The sequence below is a fragment of the Phocaeicola dorei genome (genome assembly GCF_013009555.1).
Taxonomy (GTDB): domain Bacteria; phylum Bacteroidota; class Bacteroidia; order Bacteroidales; family Bacteroidaceae; genus Phocaeicola; species Phocaeicola dorei.
This window is the reverse complement of the sequence record NZ_CP046176.1, coordinates 1,957,021-1,977,104: the sequence shown is the minus strand read 5'-3', so window position 1 is coordinate 1,977,104 and position 20,084 is coordinate 1,957,021. Positions and strand designations below refer to the sequence as shown.

Here is a 20,084-nt window from a genome sequence, read left to right as displayed (position 1 = left end):
TTTACCAAACACCCCAGGGGGCTTTTCCTATGAAAGCTGCGTTTATTTCTTAAAAGAATAAGTTCCGCTTTCCACTATCTTCGGCTCTTTCTCATCGGGAAGGAATACGCGTGCCGTACACCCTACAGGTATCGTTACTTTCAATGTAAAGACTCCATTCTCGCGTGTCCAGTCTACTGCAACCTTTCCATAGAGAGTTTCAGTCGAAGCCCGGACGTATGTCAAATCGCCTACCGGACGGGGACGTATTTCTATTTCCTTCATTCCCGGTTTTCCCTCAACGGTGCGGATACCCGCCAGCGAGTTGAAGAACCATTCATCAATCTGCCCCATCATAAAGTGATTCCACGAAGAACCTTGTCGCGGATCCCATTGCTCGGTCAGCGTGGTAGCTCCAAATTTCAGTTGGAAACCATACCCCGGGGCCTCTTCATGGTTATGCATGGTGTACATCAGCTCATTCAGTCCGTTACGGGCTAGTGTCTGGAACAAATAACGATTTCCCACATCACCAGTAGTCAGCCGGTTACCATGACGTTTTATATCCGCTACCAAGTTATCAAGTACCGCCTGTTTATCTTCGGCAGGAACCATTCCGAGAAACAACGGCAGGGCATTACTGCACTGACTTCCCGTACCATACTGACGAGTATCCTTATGATAAAACTCCCGATGGAATGCTTTATTAATTTCTTCACCCAAATGAGTGTAATATGCTACATCATACCTATTATCCAGCATACGTGCCGCCTCCACCAAATAGCGAACAACCATATAATAATGGGCGGTAGCTACTAAAGGAACAGGCGTATTACGAGAAAATCCGGCCCGGAAATCTCCATAATCATACCAATCGCCCAGTCCGAAAGAAACGATTCCATCATTGGCACGGGTAGTCATATAATCAATGTAACGGCGCATTCCGTTATAGTATTTTCTAATCAATGAATCATCCCCATACGTTTCATAATACATGAAAGGCAATACCACAAAGGTACATCCCCATTCGGGAGATTCGGCAAAAGCATCCATACCGGGACCCTCGAACACCACATATTCCGGAGCAGTGGTAGGAACCGCGCCATTGGCATGCTGTGCATCGGCTATGTTCTGAAGAGTCTGAGGAAGAAAGCCTGTCAAATCATAATTGTAAAGCAAACCGGGACCACACAAATGATCTTGTTCCAACCAACCCAGTTTCTCGCGATGAGGACAATCGGTAAACACGGACTGCATATTGCTTCGCACCGCCTTCTCTATCAGCCGATGGGCCTCATTGAATATACGATTGGAACATTGGAATGTGGATACCTTAGGAGCCGAATTATAAACAAAGCACGATTGTATCTTCTGGATCACCGGAAGATGCAAGGTGTTTTTTTGCCCTTTCAGCACAGCGCCTTCCACCTGAATATACCGGAAACCATAGTAAGAAAAACGAGGATGCCAAGTTTCCACTCCTTCCCCTTTCAGGGTATATTCATAATAATGTTGTCTGCCGGTCTGACGCTGATTGCAAGCTCCTTCATCCGTCAGGGATTCGGATACAAGCAGAGTTATTTTCTGCCCTTTCTTTCCACGGACGGTAATTTCGGGGAAACCGGCCAGGTTCTGTCCCATATCCAGCACAAAGGCAGACGGATCTACTGTCCGTTTGGTTGACTTGCAGGCAGCTGTTATCTGTTCAGCGGTGAGCTTGGTCACTTTCCGGATATCATAACGCTCCATAATCTTCACCGGTTGCGCTATCTGCGGACGAAGCACCCCTTTGGGGGCTTCCTGAATCACGACAGGACGCCAATCCTGCTCTTTAAAACCGAACATGTTCCAGCCTTTCTGCTCACGGCGAGCGTCATAATCTTCTCCGCCATAGATGCAATTGAACAGTACGGGACTGAAATCGTACTTCCAGTCCTTTCCGGAAACAATCGTTTCACTGGTTCCGTCTTCATAATTCACCACCATCCGGAAACGAAGCGTGGGAGCGCCGAAACTGATTTGCAGTTTACGATAGCGGCCGCCTTGCACATTGTAAAATCCATTTCCCAGCAGGACTCCGATAGCGTTACCGCCTTTCTTCACTTGCGAGGTGACATCATAAGTATTATAATAGACACTTTTGTCATAGTCGCTCCAAAGGGGGGCAAATTCGCTGTCTCCCACTTTTTCTCCATTCAGCGAAAATTCATAAAAGCCCAAGCCACATACATACGCTGTGGCGTCTTTCACTTTCTTTGCCACATGGAACTCGCGACGCAGATAAATACTTTTCTTTGCCAAAGTATCCACAGCAGCCCAAGCGGCCTTTGCCTCAGGCTTTTTCAGCTCACTGCCATGATATTTCCGGCCTTCGGGTATGCGGGCATCCTTACGGGTAATGGCCCCAATCCATTCACTGCCGGCGAAAGCTGCTTCGGAAGTCAGGATACTGAAATCAGAGGGGGCACTCCATGCCGAAGGCGTATCAGCCTCATCCCAGACACGGACACGCCAAGTATAATGCCTGTCCTTCTCCAAGGCCGCATCCGCACAAGAAACCAACTGGCTTCGAGCGGATTTTACTTTGCCGCTGTTCCAGACTACTTTTCCTGCCCATACATCCCGAACCTCTATCTCATAAGCAGTCTGCCGCGTGCCATTTTCCGGCGAACTCATCTGCCATCCCAAACGAGGGGCATCAGAGATGGTCACTCTTCCTTCGCGCATCTCACACGTCAGGCGAGTAATAGTTATGTCTTTCGCCTGCACGGAGAAAGACATAACTAACAAAGCGGCTATTAAGAATTTTCTGTAATTCATTTTTCTTTCAACAGTCTATTTATTATCTTAAGACATCCCCTTTATTCAAAATTATAGCACATTCTCACAAAGAACACGGGTCAATGTATCGGCATGTCCTACTTCCTTTCCATCCACATAGATATGCAGACCTTTTCCACGCTGGTAACGGCTGCCGTCCTTATCCCACAAAATAGTGAGGTTACGGCCATGATACAACACATTATCCAAACAGAAATAATCCCATTTTCCTTCGGGAATCAACGGATTCACCTCCACTGTGTTATCCATGCGCGGACGGAGTCCTATCAAACCGGTAATCATCAAATCATTAAAAGTAGAATGATTGTAATAACGGCTGCGTTCCTGATCCCCTTTCAACCAATAACCGGTTACCTCATCCAGATACTCGCCGATGTAGGGACGCCCACGATGATGTTGCGACTCCACATAGCGTTCCATTTGATGGAAATACACGCTGTCTGTCAATACAGTCTGAGGATAATTATTCATGAAATTGGCCATTGCAGTCAAAGTCTGTGCAGATGCAAACGGCCAGATGGCCCCATCCCATTCACACTTACCTACGCCATGCGTACGGAACTCAGGATGACGGCGCTCGGCAGTGGTAAGTCCGTAAGGTGCGGAAAAACCTTTCTCGTCCATCACTTCCTTCCATGCCACATCGTATTGGGAAGAAGCATCCGGCAAATTGAAATACCAAGGGATATAGCCGATAGCCTCGCGTACCTCGGCGGACGCATCTCCACGCATCGTTTCAAAGAAATGGTGGTCTGTGTTCCACAACTTATCCTGTACCAACGTTTTAATGGAGTCGGCTTTCAATCCATATTTCATGGCCATGCCCTCATCTCCTGTCATGATGCCGATAAGAGAGAGCGCTTTGGCGTTGCCATACATATAACTGTTGATAGTAGGACGGGCATATTGCTTACGACGACCTCCACTGATAGATTCCTCCATGCCATCCTGCACATCTCCCTGCCAGTAAAGTCCATTGGACAGGCGGTTTGTCTTTTCCCAACGGGCATATTCCGCTTCCAAATCCTTTACCATATCCAACAAGAATTCCTTGTTTCCATCGACCATGTAACGTCCCAGTACCGCATCCGCATTCCACGAGCTAAACTTGGTCATTTTGGCCATCGGGCCTCCTTCGTTACCCCGATACCAAGTATGGATAATCTGATTCAAGTATTCCGGGTTACGCAACCAGCGGCTCTCATAAATATGATGACCGATGGCACAAGCTATCAGATTGTATTTATCGGCATACGAACGGTTTACCAAGAATTCGGTCATACCATAGCCCACCGGAGTTTCCTTGATGTGCTTGCGCAGCGTCCACCAACGATAATAATACATTTCCTCGAAGTTCTTTTGAGAGCACTCGAAAAGAGGTATGTTTTCTTCCATCCATTGAGATGCGCGGGCATTGGGAACAGCCTGGGCTATATTCTCATCCTCCATGCTGTTGAAATAATCCACGTAGGGCTTGAAATCCTTATATTTCAAGAAAGCCGCACCGGCATCCTTATCAGCAGAAGTCGTCTTGAAATTGGCTATACGATAGGTGCACAAAGGTTCTTGCTCACCTGCATTCGGCAGAATGCCATACCAGTCTGCCGGGGTATCCACCGTAGGATAAGTCCGTTGCGCTCCGGTGCGGAACATCACTCTTTCAATGGCCGGAACGGGAGCAAAGAACATACGTTGTCCTGCTTTCTTTCCATCCACGTAAACGGTTACCATACGGTTAGCAACAGAAAGCTCCACTTCTACCTTATACGTCTTGCCCGGTTCATACTTCAACAAATTACCAAACCGCGCACCTCCTTTGGCACGGAAAAGTCCGTCGGAAGTCAATTCCAAACGAGAACAGGCAATACCGTTTTCATCTAGGAATTCTATTTGCAAAAGGCCCTTATCGTTCTGCTCCGCCATCAGTTCGAAAGAAACTTTAAGCTCTTTTGTAGCAGGTATCTTACGCTCCACACGGGCATAATCGAACAAATCCTTATCTTGCAGCACCAACCATTTTCCATCCAATGATACGGGAGCCCACTGCAAAGAATACAAATTCCAGTCGGTCAGTTCATTCAAATCTTTATAGTTGGCAAAATTATCGTCAGCATGTGCACTGGCATGTGCGCGGACGGGCACAGGGATATGAGAAACCCACATGTCCTCCTTGTTCACACTGTAAGTCACCCACAAATCACCATCGGGAGGAGTTCCGTTACCTTCCTGAATACCCCGTACATACTGAGGCCCGAATGATTTATAATTACCTCCGTAACGCATCGGTGTAATTTCGCCATGCACCAAATTCAAGGTCGTATATTCCAGCCCGTCCTTACTGAGCGAGATAGCCAGCGGCCAACGGAACTCGGAAGGATTATACACCGTGGCGTATGTACCGTCACTCAAACGCTGCCCCCAAATCTTCGCATTACTGTTAACAAAGCCTTTCGCACGTTCCACCGGTTGCGCCCACGTATTTCCACCATCCTCGCTGATGGAAGTCAGGGCATGTTTCCACAAGCTTACCAAACGACCGTCGGGCAAAGTATAGTCACAATACGCTTTGTATTCTTTGTGTAAAGGAATCAACGGGTCATTACGATCAGCTTCCTCCACCCACTGCATACGGTAACGAGGATTGTCCAGAATCTCCTGACAGGCTTTTACAAATTCCTTGTCTTTGCTGCGTTTAAAATAAGGATAGGATGTATTCTTTTCATTAAACGCATGGTTATAGTAAATGAAATAAATGGGACCGAACGAACCGTCTTTCTTAATCTCGCGAACCACACGGCCTATTCCGTTCCCGTCATTCGGGTCATCTTTCTTGTCCAGAGCTACGCCATAGTTTCCCATAGCTATCAATCTGCCGCTTTTTGATACATAGAAGCCTACACGCTGATGCATGATGGCATCCAGATCTTTCGCCTTGTCTGTGCGTCCGGGCTTGGTATAGCCATCGGGAACCCGGTAGATAGGGAAAAGAGTCACCGGATTTGTCCAGTGGTATCCATCTTTTGAAGTCATCAGGAAAGTCTGTGAGGGAGGAATATGCTCGTCTGATGGATCGGAAAGATAATGCATATAGAATTGTCCGTTCCAATAAGCCAACATGGACTGATGATTGTATGTCCATCCATTGCCGTTATCGGGTGCAGGATGTTCCCGGTTGGCGCGCATCACCTGAATATTGTGTACTCCTACCACAGGTGATAATTGTCCGTCATGATAGGTAGGGTTAGACAGCTCTGTGCCTGTATAGTGTACTCTATCTTGAGCCGACACCGAAAGTGCCAGCGAACAGGCTGCTGCAAAGGTAAAAAGTTGTTTCAGTTCCATTTATTTACTTCTATGTTGTTTTTCCATCTATTAAAATGAGGTTTCTCTTCAGCTTGATTGGCCTGCAAACAAGCAAAGCTCTACAAAATTACGAATTTCTTCGTTTCCCGATAAAAGCTCCGGGCTTTAAAAAAAGACGAAAGCACAAAGCAAATGTACTCTATAAAATAATGCTATTTATAAAAAACGTCTTTTTGTTAAGGAATTTGCATAAAAGAAGCTTTTTTACTATCTTAGCAGCATGAAGTTAACAGTTTGATAACTTTTCTACGAGAAATATGTTATTTATAGTATTCACTTTTTTAACAACCGTTTGCTTATGAAACAAAAGAATAAGATGTTATCCACCCATGGCATTAAAACACTATTCGAAACCCGATTAACCCAACTCACTTCATTGGCTTCAGAAAGCCAGGATGAAACAGCTTTCAAAAACAAGCTGAACGATTATCTATTATCTGGTCCTATTTACAATCCTGCTGCCGCAAGGCAAATTAAAAGACTGATAGATAACGATGGAAAAACCATTTACGAAGCCTCTACAGAACAGGAGATTAAAATAGAAACCATCTCACTGCTTTGGAAGTTTTTAACGAATAGTATCATCAATGAAGAGATTTCCGTTGATTTATGGATTGACCTGTATCACCAGTTTGACCGGCTTTATCACGAAGAGGAGGAACTACCTGATGAAAAACAAGTGCAACAATGGATGAAACGCTGGCCCAGCGGACTGAATGAGGATGTCCGGGCTATCCGCCGACAAAACAAAGAGCGTATTATCTCCCTTCTTATCCAGAAAATAGAAAACAGACACACGCCCTCCAGCCGCTATCTTTTTCCCGAAGGAAGCACGGAAGAGGACAAACGCCAGCTGGTCTGCCAATGGTGGAACGAAGCCCGTTTTCATCTGGCAATGGCCATAAAAAGCCCTACCGAACTGAACCGAATGCTAGGCAACTCCCTATCCGAAGAGACCTTGCAGCTTTATCACAAAGCACGCAAGAAAGGAATGCCTGTCTTTATCACCCCTTACTATCTGTCTTTGTTGAATCCTACGGGGAAAGGATATGATGATACAGCCATACGAAGCTATATTCTGTACTCTCCCCAACTGGTGGAAACATACGGTAACATCCACGCATGGGAAAAAGAAGATGCTGTGGAGGACGGAAAGCCTAACGCTGCAGGATGGCTGCTGCCGGACGGACACAACATTCACCGCCGTTATCCCGATGTGGCCATTCTTATCCCCGACTCGATGGGACGTGCATGCGGCGGCCTGTGTGCATCCTGCCAGCGCATGTACGACTTCCAAAGTGAACGTCTGAACTTCAACTTCGAGGAATTGAAACCGAAAGAGAGCTGGGACAAGAGGTTGAGAAAACTGATGGAATATTTCGAGAACGACACTCAGCTCAGGGATATCCTGATTACGGGAGGCGATGCATTGATGAGCCAGAACAAGACCTTGCGCAATATATTGGAAGCCGTCTACAAAATGGCTGTCCGCAAACGAAACGCAAACCTGCACCGCGCCGAAGGAGAGAAATATGCGGAACTGCAACGAGTACGCCTGGGCAGCCGGCTCCCGGTATATCTGCCCATGCGAATCAATGACGAACTATTGGATATCTTACGTGAGTTCAAAGAAAAGGCATCTGCCGTAGGGGTCAGACAATTTCTGATTCAAACGCATTTCCAGACTCCACTGGAAGTAACACCCGAAGCGCGTGAAGCTATCCGCAAGATACTGGCAGCCGGGTGGACTATCACCAACCAGCTAGTATATAATGTGGCGGCTTCCCGTCGCGGACATACCGCCAAGCTGCGCAAAGTATTGAACGGATTGGGTGTATTGTGTTACTACACTTTCTCGGTAAAAGGTTTTGAAGAGAACTATGCGGTATTCACACCGAACAGCCGTTCCTTACAGGAGAAAGAAGAGGAAAAAAGATGGGGAAAACTTTCCGCAGAGCAAGAAAAGGAGTTTTTGAACCTGTTGAGAAACTGTAAAGACCGTGCGGCAGCCGTACAGCGTTTCTGCACCTTCCATCAGATTCCTTTCGTAGCAACAGACCGCAGCGTACTGAACCTGCCGGGTATAGGCAAGAGCATGACTTTCGTAACTATCGGTATGACAAAAGAGGGAAAACGGATACTGGAATTTGACCATGACCCAACCCGCCAGCATAGTCCGATTATTCATCAGATGGAAAAAATATACATCAAGGAAAACAAGTCTATCTGGCAATATATGCTGCAATTGCAGGAAATGGGCGAGAAGAAAGAAGAATATGCCAGTCTGTGGAAATATATGGAAGGAGAAACAGAACACCGCTTTCCCTTATATAATTATCCCGATCCGGGATTCCGGATTACAGAAAAGTATAGTCACTTGTCAGTAGTTGGTAATAAATCAATCTGTTAATTTGTCAATGTGACAATGTGCTAATGTGCCATGCGGAACAAAGCGTACCCCATTGACATATTAGCACATTGACAAATCAGCAGATTATTCAATTCGTAATCTTGATCCCCACAAAATACGTTCTAGGCTGTGTAGGCCCATAAAAATAACCCGAGTCACGATAACCACCTTTGTCCAAATCCTTTTGGAAAGCATTAAAAATATTCTGTACTCCACCGTTTAACTGCAATTTGATATGGTCATTCAATACAAATGTGTAATTCAGTTTCACATTCAAATCAAAGAAATCAGGAGTATGCACCATTTCATCTTTAGCGATATATTGTCCTATATATTCCTCGGGCAACTCTGTCGGTGCGAAATGCGGCACATGCATCCGGCCTGTGTACACACCGGACAAGGAGCAGTCGAAATTCTTGAACGGAGCAGATGTCAATGTGAAATAACCGTAATAGTCAGGAGTACGGGGCATCCGCTTCACCGGCGCTACCTCAGGATTCTCACTCCATGCCTCCAGCTCGGTATATTCGCTGCGCTGCACCGTGAAGCCCACCTGTAAAGCCGCATCACGTCCATGTGCAATCTTTCCGTCCAGATTCACGCCATACACACGTGCCCCGTTACCGTTGCGACGCTCCTTCACCTTGTTACCGTTCTCGTCATGGCCCATATCCTCCAGAACAAACACGTCATCCAATCCGGTATAGAACCCTTCCAATAACAAATTGGTCTGGAAATGACCGATATTCGCCGTCCAGTCAATGGAGCCGCTGATGCTGTTGGAATGCTCCGGTTTCAGCCCTTCCGCCAACTTGATAAGCACGCCCTCACCTCCTACTGCGGTAACATGCAAATCCTCATCGTATGCCTGCGGCGCACGGAAACCGGTAGACCAGGTAATACGTGCCTGTAGTTTGTCACTCGGTTTGTAGAGCAGGTTCAGACGGGGGCTGAAGATAGGATTGTCAATCAGGTTATGGTCATCCAGACGGAACCCGGCCAGGAATACAAACTGATTCATTTTCCATTCGTTCTGCACAAAAGCGCTGGCAATACGCACATCCTGTTTCATATCACGGTGATAACCGGTCATAACATCGTGCAGGGAGTTGTTCTGATACTCCAACCCGGCGGTAAAAGTAGCAGGAGAGAATAAAACTTTCTCAAAATTACCCACATACATGCCACCTGCCACCCAAGTCAGGTCTTTCGTCTTTCCGTATGCATTCGCATCCTGTTGCGCACCATAATAACTGTTACGGTCGGTATGCTGGATGGAAGAATAGAAAGAAAGCTTATGCTTGTATTCTTTCCAAAACAGATCATAACTCAATCCGCCACTATTGATGACATGCTTAGTCTGTTCGGTGATATCCGTTTCGTGCGGCTGCAAATCAAATTTATTCCCTCCGCGACGGAACTCATTCGTGGTATGATATTCCAGACTGATACGGCTGAACTGCGTAGGACGGTAATAGGTACGCAGCCCGAACGTATTCATGTTCAGCTTTCCCAACTCCGAGAAACCGTCCCCGTCCGCATCATACGGATTACGGTTCCGATAAGACTGATACAAAGCGATGCCATATGTATTGTCTTTTGACACCAAAGAGGCGTTGGCTCCCATATACTGTTCCCACACCTTGCCGTTCATATTGGACATTGTTGAAGAAACTTGAAATGAATTGTTGATGGGGTCTTTCGTGATGATATTGATGGTTCCGCCCACTGCATTAGCACCAAACAAGGCCGACCCTCCTCCGCGGACAACCTCTACACGCTCTATCATATTCACCGGAATCTGCTCCAAGCCATATACACCGGACAGAGCACTGACTACCGGACGGCTATTGATAAGAATTTGCGAATAAGGTCCTTCCAGCCCATTGATACGTACTTGAGGGAAGCCGCAGTTCTGGCAGTTGTTCTCCACACGCAGCCCCGACTGGTAATTCAAGGATTTAGCCAAATCGGTAGAGTTCACCGATTCGAACAGCTTGGCATTCATCACATTGACTACCACCGGAGCCACCTTGCGACTTGTCTCATTGCGATTGGCCGATACAACCACCTCGTCCGTCATAATACTTTCATCACTCATCAAAAAATGAACATCTACCGTGAAGTCGTTACTGACGGTCACTTTCTTTTCCTGTGTCTCATAGCCCAGTAGCTGAACCCTCAATGTGTACTTTCCTGCCGGAACCTTCTTGAAACGGAACTCACCGTCCTCGTTACTCACCGTACCCTGCCCGGTTTCCACAATCAATATGGCAGCATACGGAAGGCTGTTCTCCGTGCCTTTTTCCACTACATGACCTGAAATCACATTGCCTTCCTTCACAGGATTTACATCTTCTGCATACGCATTGATACCCGCACTCATCACCATGAGCACGAGTAACAGAATATATTGTTTCATCTATTTTTTTTCTATTACTAAAATGTTTCGGTTTATTCAATAAAGAATGTGTGTAGCCCTATGGCAAAAACACATTCCCATCTGTTAAAGGGATTGCCCGAATGTATTCCATCAACAGATATACCTTTGTTTCAGCAATGAAAAGGAGGAGCGCGCAAATGGATACATTGCGCGCAAAGCGCTTTCGCGCGGAAAGTATTTATCTTATATTCCAAAACATACAACAAAGGACGGAATACAGTCATCTCGGCCTGAACCTCGGCCTCCAAAGTATGAATAGTGCTCAGATGAGCAATAGAAATAACCTGTCCTGTGGTATGCGTATGGTGTTTGCCGGACGAAGGATGAGAGTGCACAATCATCACCCCGTTCACAATATGAACGTGGGTAAACAAGGTGATGCTTACCTGATACGTTAAAAACAGCGTCAGCAGTAATAACGGGGCTATTATGTACCTTCTCTTGCTCAACTATTATTTCTTTTCCTCGCCAAACAGCAATTGATAGTCTTTTTTTGCGGCAGGCACAGTCCATTCCTCCGGAATAAACTTCCACTGGTGCATGGCATGAGGATGCAGCACTTTTTCCTGCTCAATATATTGCATCAGATAATAACGCAAATCCTTATCGGTTGCAAAAATAATACGTTTTGCCAAATCTTCCTTGGAAATTCCTGCTCCAAGGGTCAATAAATCTCCGCCACCGTTCCCACGGTAAGAATTCAAAGCCACTTTATAAACCTTATCCATACTGAAGGGAGTCCCGTCCGACATGCTTTGAATCGTGATTTTCTCTCCTGCCGGCTTGGTCACGTCCACCGTATAATTAATACCTGCGGCAGAATCAAAGTTAAAGCTGAAATTCTTGAAATTAGCACGCTTTCCCTCCTCTACCGGCTCCTTGAAAAGCATCAGGTGGTCCTCGGGACTCTTCATCTGATTAGTCCAGATGGCGTATGCCATTTCCAGGAAATCTTTAATTTCCTTGCCCGAGAGTTCCATCACATACAGCATGTTCTCGTACTTGTACAAATTAAACATATCACTCACATAGATGTCTCCTTCTTTAATCTCTGCCCGGAAGGACAACGGAGCACAGAAGGACACTTCAGCACCCGAAATTTCCAATTGCAACTGATGAATCAGGTCTATGAAAGGAGAAGAACCGAAATAAGCATCCTTCGCTGTGATGGTACGTGAAATAGTACCGATTTTACGGGATACGAAGTCATTTACAGCCTTATATTGAGGAGCGAATTTATCCATAAACTCCTGGCTGACAGGATACTTATTCATATCCGCCAATCTGCCCTCCACCGACTTCGCCACCACTTTCCCGTCTTTCTTTGTTACGGTCAGGGTCACATCCGAAACCACATTGGCATTGTTTGCCGGATCAATGACCAACACACTGTCTCCTGCCACATTCTGCACCTTTACACATTCCCTTGTATGGTCGTGCCCCATCAGCACCACATCAAAGCCCGGGACCCGTTTGGCAACATCCATAGAGGCATCTTCCACCACCTGTCCCAACACGTTGCCCGACTTTCCGGCATGAAACAATCCCACAATGACATCGGGGTTCTCTTTTTCCTTTATAATCTTCACCCACTTACGTGCGCAGGGCTCCATTTCCTCAAAATGCAGGCCACTCCATAACTTCTCCGGCAACCATGAAGGAATGGCCGGAGTAATCATACCCAGAACCGCTATCCTCACTCCGTCACGCTCCAACACCTCGTAGGGTTTCAGATAAGGTTTTCCGGTGGCATTGTCTATAATGTTAGCCCCCAGTACCGGAAAATCGCACTGTTTTATCCAACGGTCGTACACCGCATGCCCGGTCTCTACGTCATGATTACCCATATTGCCTACCACACATCCCATATAATTCATCATATCCGCCGCCACATGGGTAGACACGGTATCCATAAAATTATAATAGTAAGCTGTAGGCTGACCTTGCAGGATATCCCCATTATCCATCAACAGGCAATTATCCCCATATTTCTCACGCTGCTCTTTCACAAAGGAATGAACACGGGCAAGACTTCCACTCCATTCTTTCCGTTCGATAAAGTTATACGGAAAGAAATTCCCGTGCACATCACTGGTTTCTATAATCTTGATAACCACTTCTTTCTGATTATTGGATGCAGACACCTGCATACCCGCCCACAACAGCAGGGCGCTGATACATATTCTATATTTCATATCTCTATTCTTTTTCTTTTTTAGTTAAAGGATGCGTGAATACAAACCGGGCGCCTTCGGTATAATCCTTGTCCACCCATATCTTACCTCCCAAATTCTCGACTATCAGCCTGCTGATGGCCAATCCCAGCCCCGTACCTTGGGAATATTCATTCAATTTCTCGAAACGTTCAAAAACCCTGTCGCTCTTATCGGACGGAATACCGCAACCGGTATCCGACACAGACAATTCCAACTGTTGATGCTGTTTGTCTATGGCAATCGCCAATTTAATAGAACCGGACGGGGTAAATTTAGCGGCATTGGACAACAAATTAATCAATACTTGCTTCAGGCGCTGGGCATCCGTCTTGATAACCAGCGAAGCTACAGGAGTTTCGAACAGAAACAAAGCGCTGGTCTTGCGTCCATACTCCGCTGTAGACAAAGCCGTCTGACACAACTCTACTACATCACATTCCTCCCATACGAATTTTATTTTTCCGGATTCCATGCGCGAGATGTCCAGAATATCATTTATGAGGTGCAACAACAAATCGGAATTCTTCTGAATGATATCACAATACTGCGCCTTCTCGGCAGGAGAGGAATCATCACTGACCAACACGCTGGAAAATCCCACAATAGCATTCAACGGAGTGCGTATCTCGTGGCTCATATTGGCCAGAAAAGCTGTCTTCAGCCTGTTGGATTCTTCCGCTTTCTCCTTGGCTACCAACAACTCCTCGCCAGACACTTCTAGATGATGTTTCAAGTGGTTGATACGGATAATATAATATATGGCTATCAAGAAACAGACTATCAGGAACATGAACGCCGAAACAACCCCTATGACCCAATATTTATACTGCTCATAAAGCGAAGGAGTCTTGTTCACCAACACCGCTCCCTGAGGAAGATTCAATGAATCCAATTTGAATTCATGCAAACGCTTTATATCAAAAGTATAGTTTCCGGGAATAGTCACCAAGTCCACCCCTTCTCTATCTCCTTTATCCAAAAAATCATAAGTAACCGCGCCTATATTCTTTCCTACCGCATGGTATTCGGGAGTATATCCTCCCAATGCCCAATGTCCCAATCCCACAGATGCGATAGTAAACACAGGCAGGGTAGGATTCGCATCACGCAGCATATAAGTCGTATTACCAATAACATAACTCTCCGTACAGTCCACACGCCATGTTCCCAACAATACACACGTATTTTGAGGCAATCTGCGCATCCTTTCACTCACTTCCATAAAGGTTTCCGTACGACCGTCCAGCCAAATCGTCTCTAAATCAGGGTACTTCTCCATCTCCTTTTTAACCAAGGCTTGCATAGACAGCCCGCCATAGGTATTATCCGATATAAATGCCACACGGCGCATATCAGGATAAAAGCGACGCATCAACTCTATGTTTTTATCGACATCATATTCATATACATAACCGGCAACAATATTATAATCGCCGAAATCCGTATAAATATTCTTACTTTCAGGTTCCCATACCCGTGTGTCGATACTATCATCAGGCAATACCAGTCCGTTGACACTGACCATACCACAGATGGACGGAGTCTTTTTAGCTATCTCCGTGTCTTGTGAAATATAAGCCGACCATGCCTCCTGCCCCAGCAATATAACCAGTGACGGACGGTTTTTCCCTTTATACTTACCAAGGATGGAGGCCATACGCGATTTCCACAGATAAGCCTCGGACAAATTCTTGCAGTTCATACTCTCTATGATCGGAGTATACTTGCCGCCACGCTGTCGGTATTCATCCATAAGAGCAGACAGGTTGTCAGAAATACTACGAGTTTCGGGGTTATAAGAAGTGACAATAAGGATAGGCCCTTCCAGAGTTGTTTCCGCCTTCACAGGACACAGAGCAACCACAGGAAGCAGCAGGACTAATAGCATAAAAAACCTGAATATGATTGCCAATCCCCTCATTTCCTTTAGAATAATTTCTAAAAATTCGCTGCAAAGATAATAAAATAAAAACAGAACACAACCAATTGGCATGTATTTTGTTTCCCTTAAAGCAGATGAAATTTAACAAATATATAATATGGCTTACATAGACTATTACAAAGTATTGGGAGTGGACAAAAGCGCCACCCAAGATGATATCAAGAAGGCTTTCCGTAAGCTGGCCCGCAAATACCATCCTGACCTGAATCCGAATGACCCTGGGGCCAAAGATAAGTTTCAGGAGATAAATGAAGCCAACGAAGTACTGAGTGACCCGGAAAAACGTAAGAAATACGACGAATACGGTGAACACTGGAAACATGCCGACGAATTTGAAAAACAAAAGCAACAATATGGAGGAGCCGGTGGATTCGGAGGATTTGGCGGAGCCGGAAGCGGATTCGGTACGGACGGTAACGGCAGTTACTGGTATTCCGGCAATGGAGGAGAAGAATTCAGCGGTGCACATTTCGGTGGCAGCACAGGTGGCTTCTCTGATTTTTTTGAAGAACTGTTCGGACATCGTGGCGGTGCAAACGGCAGACGAAGTGCCGGATTCCGTGGACAGGACTATAATGCTGAATTACAACTTTCATTGCGTGAAGCCGCCGAAACACACAAACAAGTGCTTAATGTAAACGGAAAGAACATACGTATCACTGTTCCGGCAGGTATAGCCAACGGACAGACTATCAAATTGCGTGGTCATGGTGCACCGGGAGTAAACGGTGGTCCTGCAGGCGATCTGTACATCACCTTTGTCATTCCAGACGATCCTGTATTCAAACGTCTGGGGAATGATTTATATATCGATGCTCCGCTTAGCCTCTACACCGCCGTACTGGGTGGTGAAGAAACCGTGGACACACTGAACGGCAAGGTAAAACTGAAAGTAAAACCTGAAACCCAGAACGGAACCAAAGTCCGTTTGAAAGGCAAAGGCTTTCCTGTTTACAAGGAAGAAGGCAAATTTGGCGATCTGATAGTAACTTATAATGTCACCATTCCTAGCAACCTTACCGAACATCAGAAAGAGTTGTTCCGCCAATTAAAAGATAGTAGCAATTAAAAAAAGAGAAGGATTATGCAGAGCGATTTAATTATTATCAACGATTTTTGCGACCGTTGCCATGTGGACCCGTCGTTCATTACGGAACTGGAAGAAGACGGACTGATCGAAGTCCGGGTGATTGACGAGGAACGCTACCTCCCCGCATCCCAACTAGCGGAGCTGGAGCGTTACACGCATTTATATTATGACTTGTCCATCAATATTGCAGGAATCGACGCCATCCACCACATGCTGGAACGTATAGAACTTTTGCAACAGGAAGTGCGTTCATTGAGAAACGAATTGGGATTCTACCGCTAAATTCCGTGTCCGGAGAGGGAAAGTGAAAACAGCACCCACTTCTCTTTCCGGCACAGTTCATTTATTTTAAATATTCTTCCTGTTTTTACCGTTGTTTCTATACAATAAGCAGGAGTGCCGAACCGAGCATCACTGATTTTCTCCTCTTTTATTATATATACCAAGAAAAAGTAATGGGCTGTTCCGCTCTTTCTTTGTTTTTTCATTTATTTTCTTACTTTTTTCCGCTTTATTATCCTACGTTTAACCTAAAATCGCTATCTTTGTAAACTTAAAAGCAGCCGGCCGGTCTGCCGCTGACGCCGCAAGGCGAAAGAGGAAAGTCCGGGCAACGCAGAGCATCCTACTTCCTAACAGAAAGCCATCTGCGAAGGTGGAGTAACGTAGAAGAAAACAACCGCCACAATTCCTACGGGAAACGGGGTAAGGGTGAGAAGGTGGGGTAAGAGCCCACCAGCCGCATGGTGACATGACGGGCTGTACGTCTTAGGAGTTGTAAGGTCATGTAAACCGACATTATGAGGGTTGCTCGCCCCACGTCGGAGGGTAGACCGCTAGAGCCTGTTGGTGACAACAGGCGTAGATAAATGGCAGGCACTTCGCCGCAAGGCGAGGAACAGAACCCGGCTTACAGGCCGGCTGCTTTTTTTCATATATCCTAATAAAGAGCTTATGAGTACCATGAACAAGGAAAAACTGAAAGGTCTGCAATCGTTTCTCAAAGATGATATATGGCGAGTGACAGAAGACGAGGTTAGCAAATCCCGAGGAATACTCTATAATGCAATAAAAATCGCCACTCTTTCTATTCGTGAGTTCACTCAGGGACGTATTTTGAATAAAGCATCCGCACTGACATACAGCACCCTGCTTTCTATCATTCCCATTCTGGCCATTCTATTCGCCATCGCACGTGGATTTGGTTTCTCCAACCTGCTGGAAACCCAGTTCCGTAGCGGTCTTGAAGGACAGAGTGCGGCTGCCGAAACCATTCTCGGCCTGATTGACTCTTATCTGGTGCACGCCAAAAGCGGGGTTTTTATCGGAGTGGGTCTGGTAATGTTGTTCTGGACCATTTTGAGCCTAACCTATAACATAGAACGTACCTTCAATTATATATGGCAAGTGAAGAAACCCCGTACGCTGTATCGCAAAATGACGGATTATTTCTCCATCCTGCTCTTGTTACCCCTACTTATCGTACTTTCCAGTGGTCTTACCATCTTTATGTCCACCATGGTGAAAAACATGGAGGACTTCGTATTACTGGCACCCCTGATGAAATTTCTGGTACGCCTGGTTCCTTTCATCCTGACTTGGGCCATGTTCACGGGGCTGTTCGTCTTTATGCCCAATACTAAAGTGAAACTGAAATATGCCATCATTCCGGGTATCATCGCAGGCACTGCCTTTCAGGCTTTTCAATACTTGTATATCGGCAGTCAGATATGGGTATCAAGATACAATGCAATCTATGGTAGTTTCGCCGCTATTCCAATGTTCTTGTTATGGGCGCAAATTTCATGGGGAATCTGCCTGTATGGCGCAGAGCTTTGCTATGTGGCACAGAATCTTCGCAACTACAGTTTCAGCAAAGAGACGGCAAATATCAGCCGCCGTTATCACGACTTTCTGTGCATCCTCATCATGTCTCTGATATGCAAACGATTTGAAACGGAAGAGACTCCTTATACCGCCGAGACACTCAGCGACGAACATAAAATCCCGATAAGACTCACTAAGAAAATCCTATACGAACTACAAGACATGCACATGGTTTACGAAACTTCTATGGACGGTGACGATGAAAGCATAGGCTATTTGCCGTCAGTAGATATCAACCGGATGAACGTGGCTATGCTGCTGAACAGACTGGACATAGCCGGAACAGAAGCCTTCAAAATAGACCGGGAACGATATAGCGGTCCTTGGGAGGCATTGACCAATGCCCGCGAAGAATATTATAAAAGCACCAGTAAGATATTGCTAAAAGATTTATAACTCTGATATTTGTTTTACCACAGATTGCACAGATTCTTTTTTTGTTCAAAAGCCGATGCAGATAATTCCGGATTTCCACAAAGAACCTTTTTTTCATCTTTAACAATCATCTGTGCAACCTGCGGTGAAAGAATCAGGAGAACTGCATCATGCGGCTTAAATATTTGCCGATGATATCAAACTCTATATTCACAATGCTTCCCACTTTAAAAGTATGGAAATTGGTATGTTCGTAAGTATAAGGAATAATGGCAACCTGGAAAGTATCCTCCGTAGGGTTACAAACGGTCAGACTCACACCGTTCACCGTAACCGAGCCTTTGTCCACCGTGATGTAACCGCGCTTCGCCATTTCCTTGTCAAACGCATATCTGAAAGTAAAATACCAGCTCCCTTCAGCATCCTTTATATCCATACATTCGGCAGTCTGATCCACATGCCCTTGCACAATATGACCGTCCAGCCGCCCGTTCATCATCATGCTGCGTTCCACATTCACTTTATCTCCCACTTTCAACAAGCCGATGTTGGAACGCTCTATCGTTTCTTTCATGGCGGTAACCGTGTACGTGCCATCCTGCAAACTGACAACAGTCAGGCACACGCCGTTATGAGAGATACTCTGGTCTATTTTCAGTTCGTCCACAAACGAACATTTCAAGGTGAGGTGCAGATTTTCCTGCTCCTTTACAATACGCACCACCTCCGCATATTCTTCTACAATCCCTGAGAACATAAGTTTTAGTCTTTAATTAAGTTTCGAGAACAAAGATAGAACAAAAAACACAAATATTCGAAACTTACCGACTATTAATGATAAATGACCGGCAATTCGTCACTAACTTACCTTTTTTACATATTCAGAACAAAAATAGACTGTCCAATTCTTTTTTATTATATATTTGCACTTTATACTTTGCAAACTTATTAAAAACAAACCATGGACAGCACAAAGATTGTTGGTGAAAAAATAAAATCACTACGTGAAACAAAAGAAATCAGTGTAGCCGAACTGGCCGTACGCTCAGGCCTTGCCGAAGAACAAATAGAACGAATAGAGAATAATGTAGATCTTCCTTCATTGGCTCCCCTCATCAAGATAGCCCGTGCGTTAGGGGTACGTCTGGGCACTTTTCTGGACGACCAGGAAGAACAAGGAGCAGTAATCTGCCGGAAACAAGAGAGTGAGGATACCATCAGTTTCTCGAACAATGCAATGGACCTGCGTACACATATGCGCTACCACTCACTGTCAAAATCAAAAGCGGACAGGCATATGGAACCATTCATCGTGGACGTAGAACCGACAGAGGAAACCCACTTCTCGCTCTCCTCGCATGAAGGCGAAGAGTTTATCTATGTCATGGAAGGCACCATCGAAGTATGCCACGGTAAAAAATGCCATCTGATCAAAGCCGGAGACAGTATTTATTATGATTCTATTGTTCCGCACCACGTACACGGATATCAAGGACAAGCCGCCAAAATATTGGCCGTTATCTATACCCCTATTTGAT

The 20,084-nt window shown here is 45.6% G+C and carries 13 protein-coding genes and 1 other RNA gene; 6 read left to right on the top strand and 8 right to left on the bottom strand.

Features of this window, described 5'->3' with window-relative positions; all coding sequences use genetic code 11:
• Nucleotides 1-42: 42 nt before the first annotated feature.
• Complete coding sequence (locus GKD17_RS08150; RefSeq protein ID WP_007838189.1) at nt 43-2,799, bottom strand: glycoside hydrolase family 78 protein; 2,757 nt, start codon at nt 2,797-2,799, stop codon at nt 43-45.
• A 51-nt stretch (nt 2,800-2,850) separates the two neighbouring features.
• Nucleotides 2,851-6,162: an MGH1-like glycoside hydrolase domain-containing protein gene (locus GKD17_RS08145; RefSeq protein ID WP_007838188.1), complete on the bottom strand. Its 3,312-nt coding sequence runs from the start codon at nt 6,160-6,162 to the stop codon at nt 2,851-2,853.
• Nucleotides 6,163-6,481: 319 nt separating this feature from the next.
• Here GKD17_RS08145 and GKD17_RS08140 point away from each other — a divergent pair, with 319 nt between their 5' ends.
• The gene (locus tag GKD17_RS08140) at nt 6,482-8,593 is read left to right on the top strand and encodes a KamA family radical SAM protein (RefSeq protein ID WP_007838186.1); all 2,112 of its coding nucleotides are present in this window, start codon (nt 6,482-6,484) and stop codon (nt 8,591-8,593) included.
• An 88-nt stretch (nt 8,594-8,681) separates the two neighbouring features.
• On the opposite strand, the gene GKD17_RS08135 is transcribed toward GKD17_RS08140, so the two are convergent.
• The 4 genes from GKD17_RS08135 to GKD17_RS08120 all read right to left on the bottom strand — a co-directional run bounded on the left by GKD17_RS08135 (nt 8,682) and on the right by GKD17_RS08120 (nt 15,245).
• Nucleotides 8,682-11,015: a TonB-dependent receptor gene (locus GKD17_RS08135; protein WP_007838185.1), complete on the bottom strand. Its 2,334-nt coding sequence runs from the start codon at nt 11,013-11,015 to the stop codon at nt 8,682-8,684.
• Nucleotides 11,016-11,146: 131 nt separating this feature from the next.
• Nucleotides 11,147-11,485: a hypothetical protein gene (locus tag GKD17_RS08130; RefSeq protein ID WP_007838183.1), complete on the bottom strand. Its 339-nt coding sequence runs from the start codon at nt 11,483-11,485 to the stop codon at nt 11,147-11,149.
• Nucleotides 11,486-11,488: 3 nt separating this feature from the next.
• On the bottom strand, nt 11,489-13,231 hold the full coding sequence (locus tag GKD17_RS08125; RefSeq protein ID WP_007838181.1) for a bifunctional metallophosphatase/5'-nucleotidase: 1,743 nt from the start codon (nt 13,229-13,231) through the stop codon (nt 11,489-11,491).
• A 4-nt stretch (nt 13,232-13,235) separates the two neighbouring features.
• Entirely contained in the window at nt 13,236-15,245 is a 2,010-nt protein-coding gene (locus tag GKD17_RS08120) for a sensor histidine kinase (protein WP_007838180.1), read from the bottom strand.
• A 46-nt stretch (nt 15,246-15,291) separates the two neighbouring features.
• Between GKD17_RS08120 and GKD17_RS08115 the strand changes: the two genes are divergently transcribed.
• On the top strand, nt 15,292-16,263 hold the full coding sequence (locus tag GKD17_RS08115) for a DnaJ C-terminal domain-containing protein (RefSeq protein ID WP_007838179.1): 972 nt from the start codon (nt 15,292-15,294) through the stop codon (nt 16,261-16,263).
• A 15-nt stretch (nt 16,264-16,278) separates the two neighbouring features.
• Nucleotides 16,279-16,566 carry a chaperone modulator CbpM gene (locus tag GKD17_RS08110; RefSeq protein WP_007838178.1) on the top strand — a complete coding sequence of 96 codons (288 nt, stop codon included), beginning with the start codon at nt 16,279-16,281 and terminating at the stop codon, nt 16,564-16,566.
• Here GKD17_RS08110 and GKD17_RS08105 read toward each other — a convergent pair.
• Nucleotides 16,563-16,772, bottom strand: coding sequence for a hypothetical protein (locus tag GKD17_RS08105; protein ID WP_007838177.1), 210 nt, complete (start codon nt 16,770-16,772; stop codon nt 16,563-16,565). The genes GKD17_RS08110 and GKD17_RS08105 overlap by 4 nt on opposite strands.
• Before the next feature lie 71 nt (nt 16,773-16,843).
• On the opposite strand from GKD17_RS08105, the gene rnpB reads away from it, so the two are divergent.
• Both rnpB and GKD17_RS08095 read left to right on the top strand, forming a co-directional pair.
• An RNA gene (rnpB, locus tag GKD17_RS08100) (RNase P RNA component class A) lies at nt 16,844-17,213 on the top strand.
• A gap of 25 nt (nt 17,214-17,238) precedes the next feature.
• Nucleotides 17,239-18,567 (top strand): YihY/virulence factor BrkB family protein, encoded by a 1,329-nt coding sequence (locus GKD17_RS08095; protein WP_007838176.1) that lies wholly within the window; start codon nt 17,239-17,241, stop codon nt 18,565-18,567.
• Nucleotides 18,568-18,700: 133 nt separating this feature from the next.
• On the opposite strand, the gene GKD17_RS08090 is transcribed toward GKD17_RS08095, so the two are convergent.
• Nucleotides 18,701-19,303, bottom strand: a complete 603-nt coding sequence (locus GKD17_RS08090) for a riboflavin synthase (protein WP_005843829.1) — start codon at nt 19,301-19,303, stop codon at nt 18,701-18,703.
• A 204-nt stretch (nt 19,304-19,507) separates the two neighbouring features.
• On the opposite strand from GKD17_RS08090, the gene GKD17_RS08085 reads away from it, so the two are divergent.
• Nucleotides 19,508-20,083, top strand: coding sequence for a helix-turn-helix domain-containing protein (locus tag GKD17_RS08085; protein WP_007838175.1), 576 nt, complete (start codon nt 19,508-19,510; stop codon nt 20,081-20,083).
• Nucleotide 20,084 lies beyond the last annotated feature (1 nt).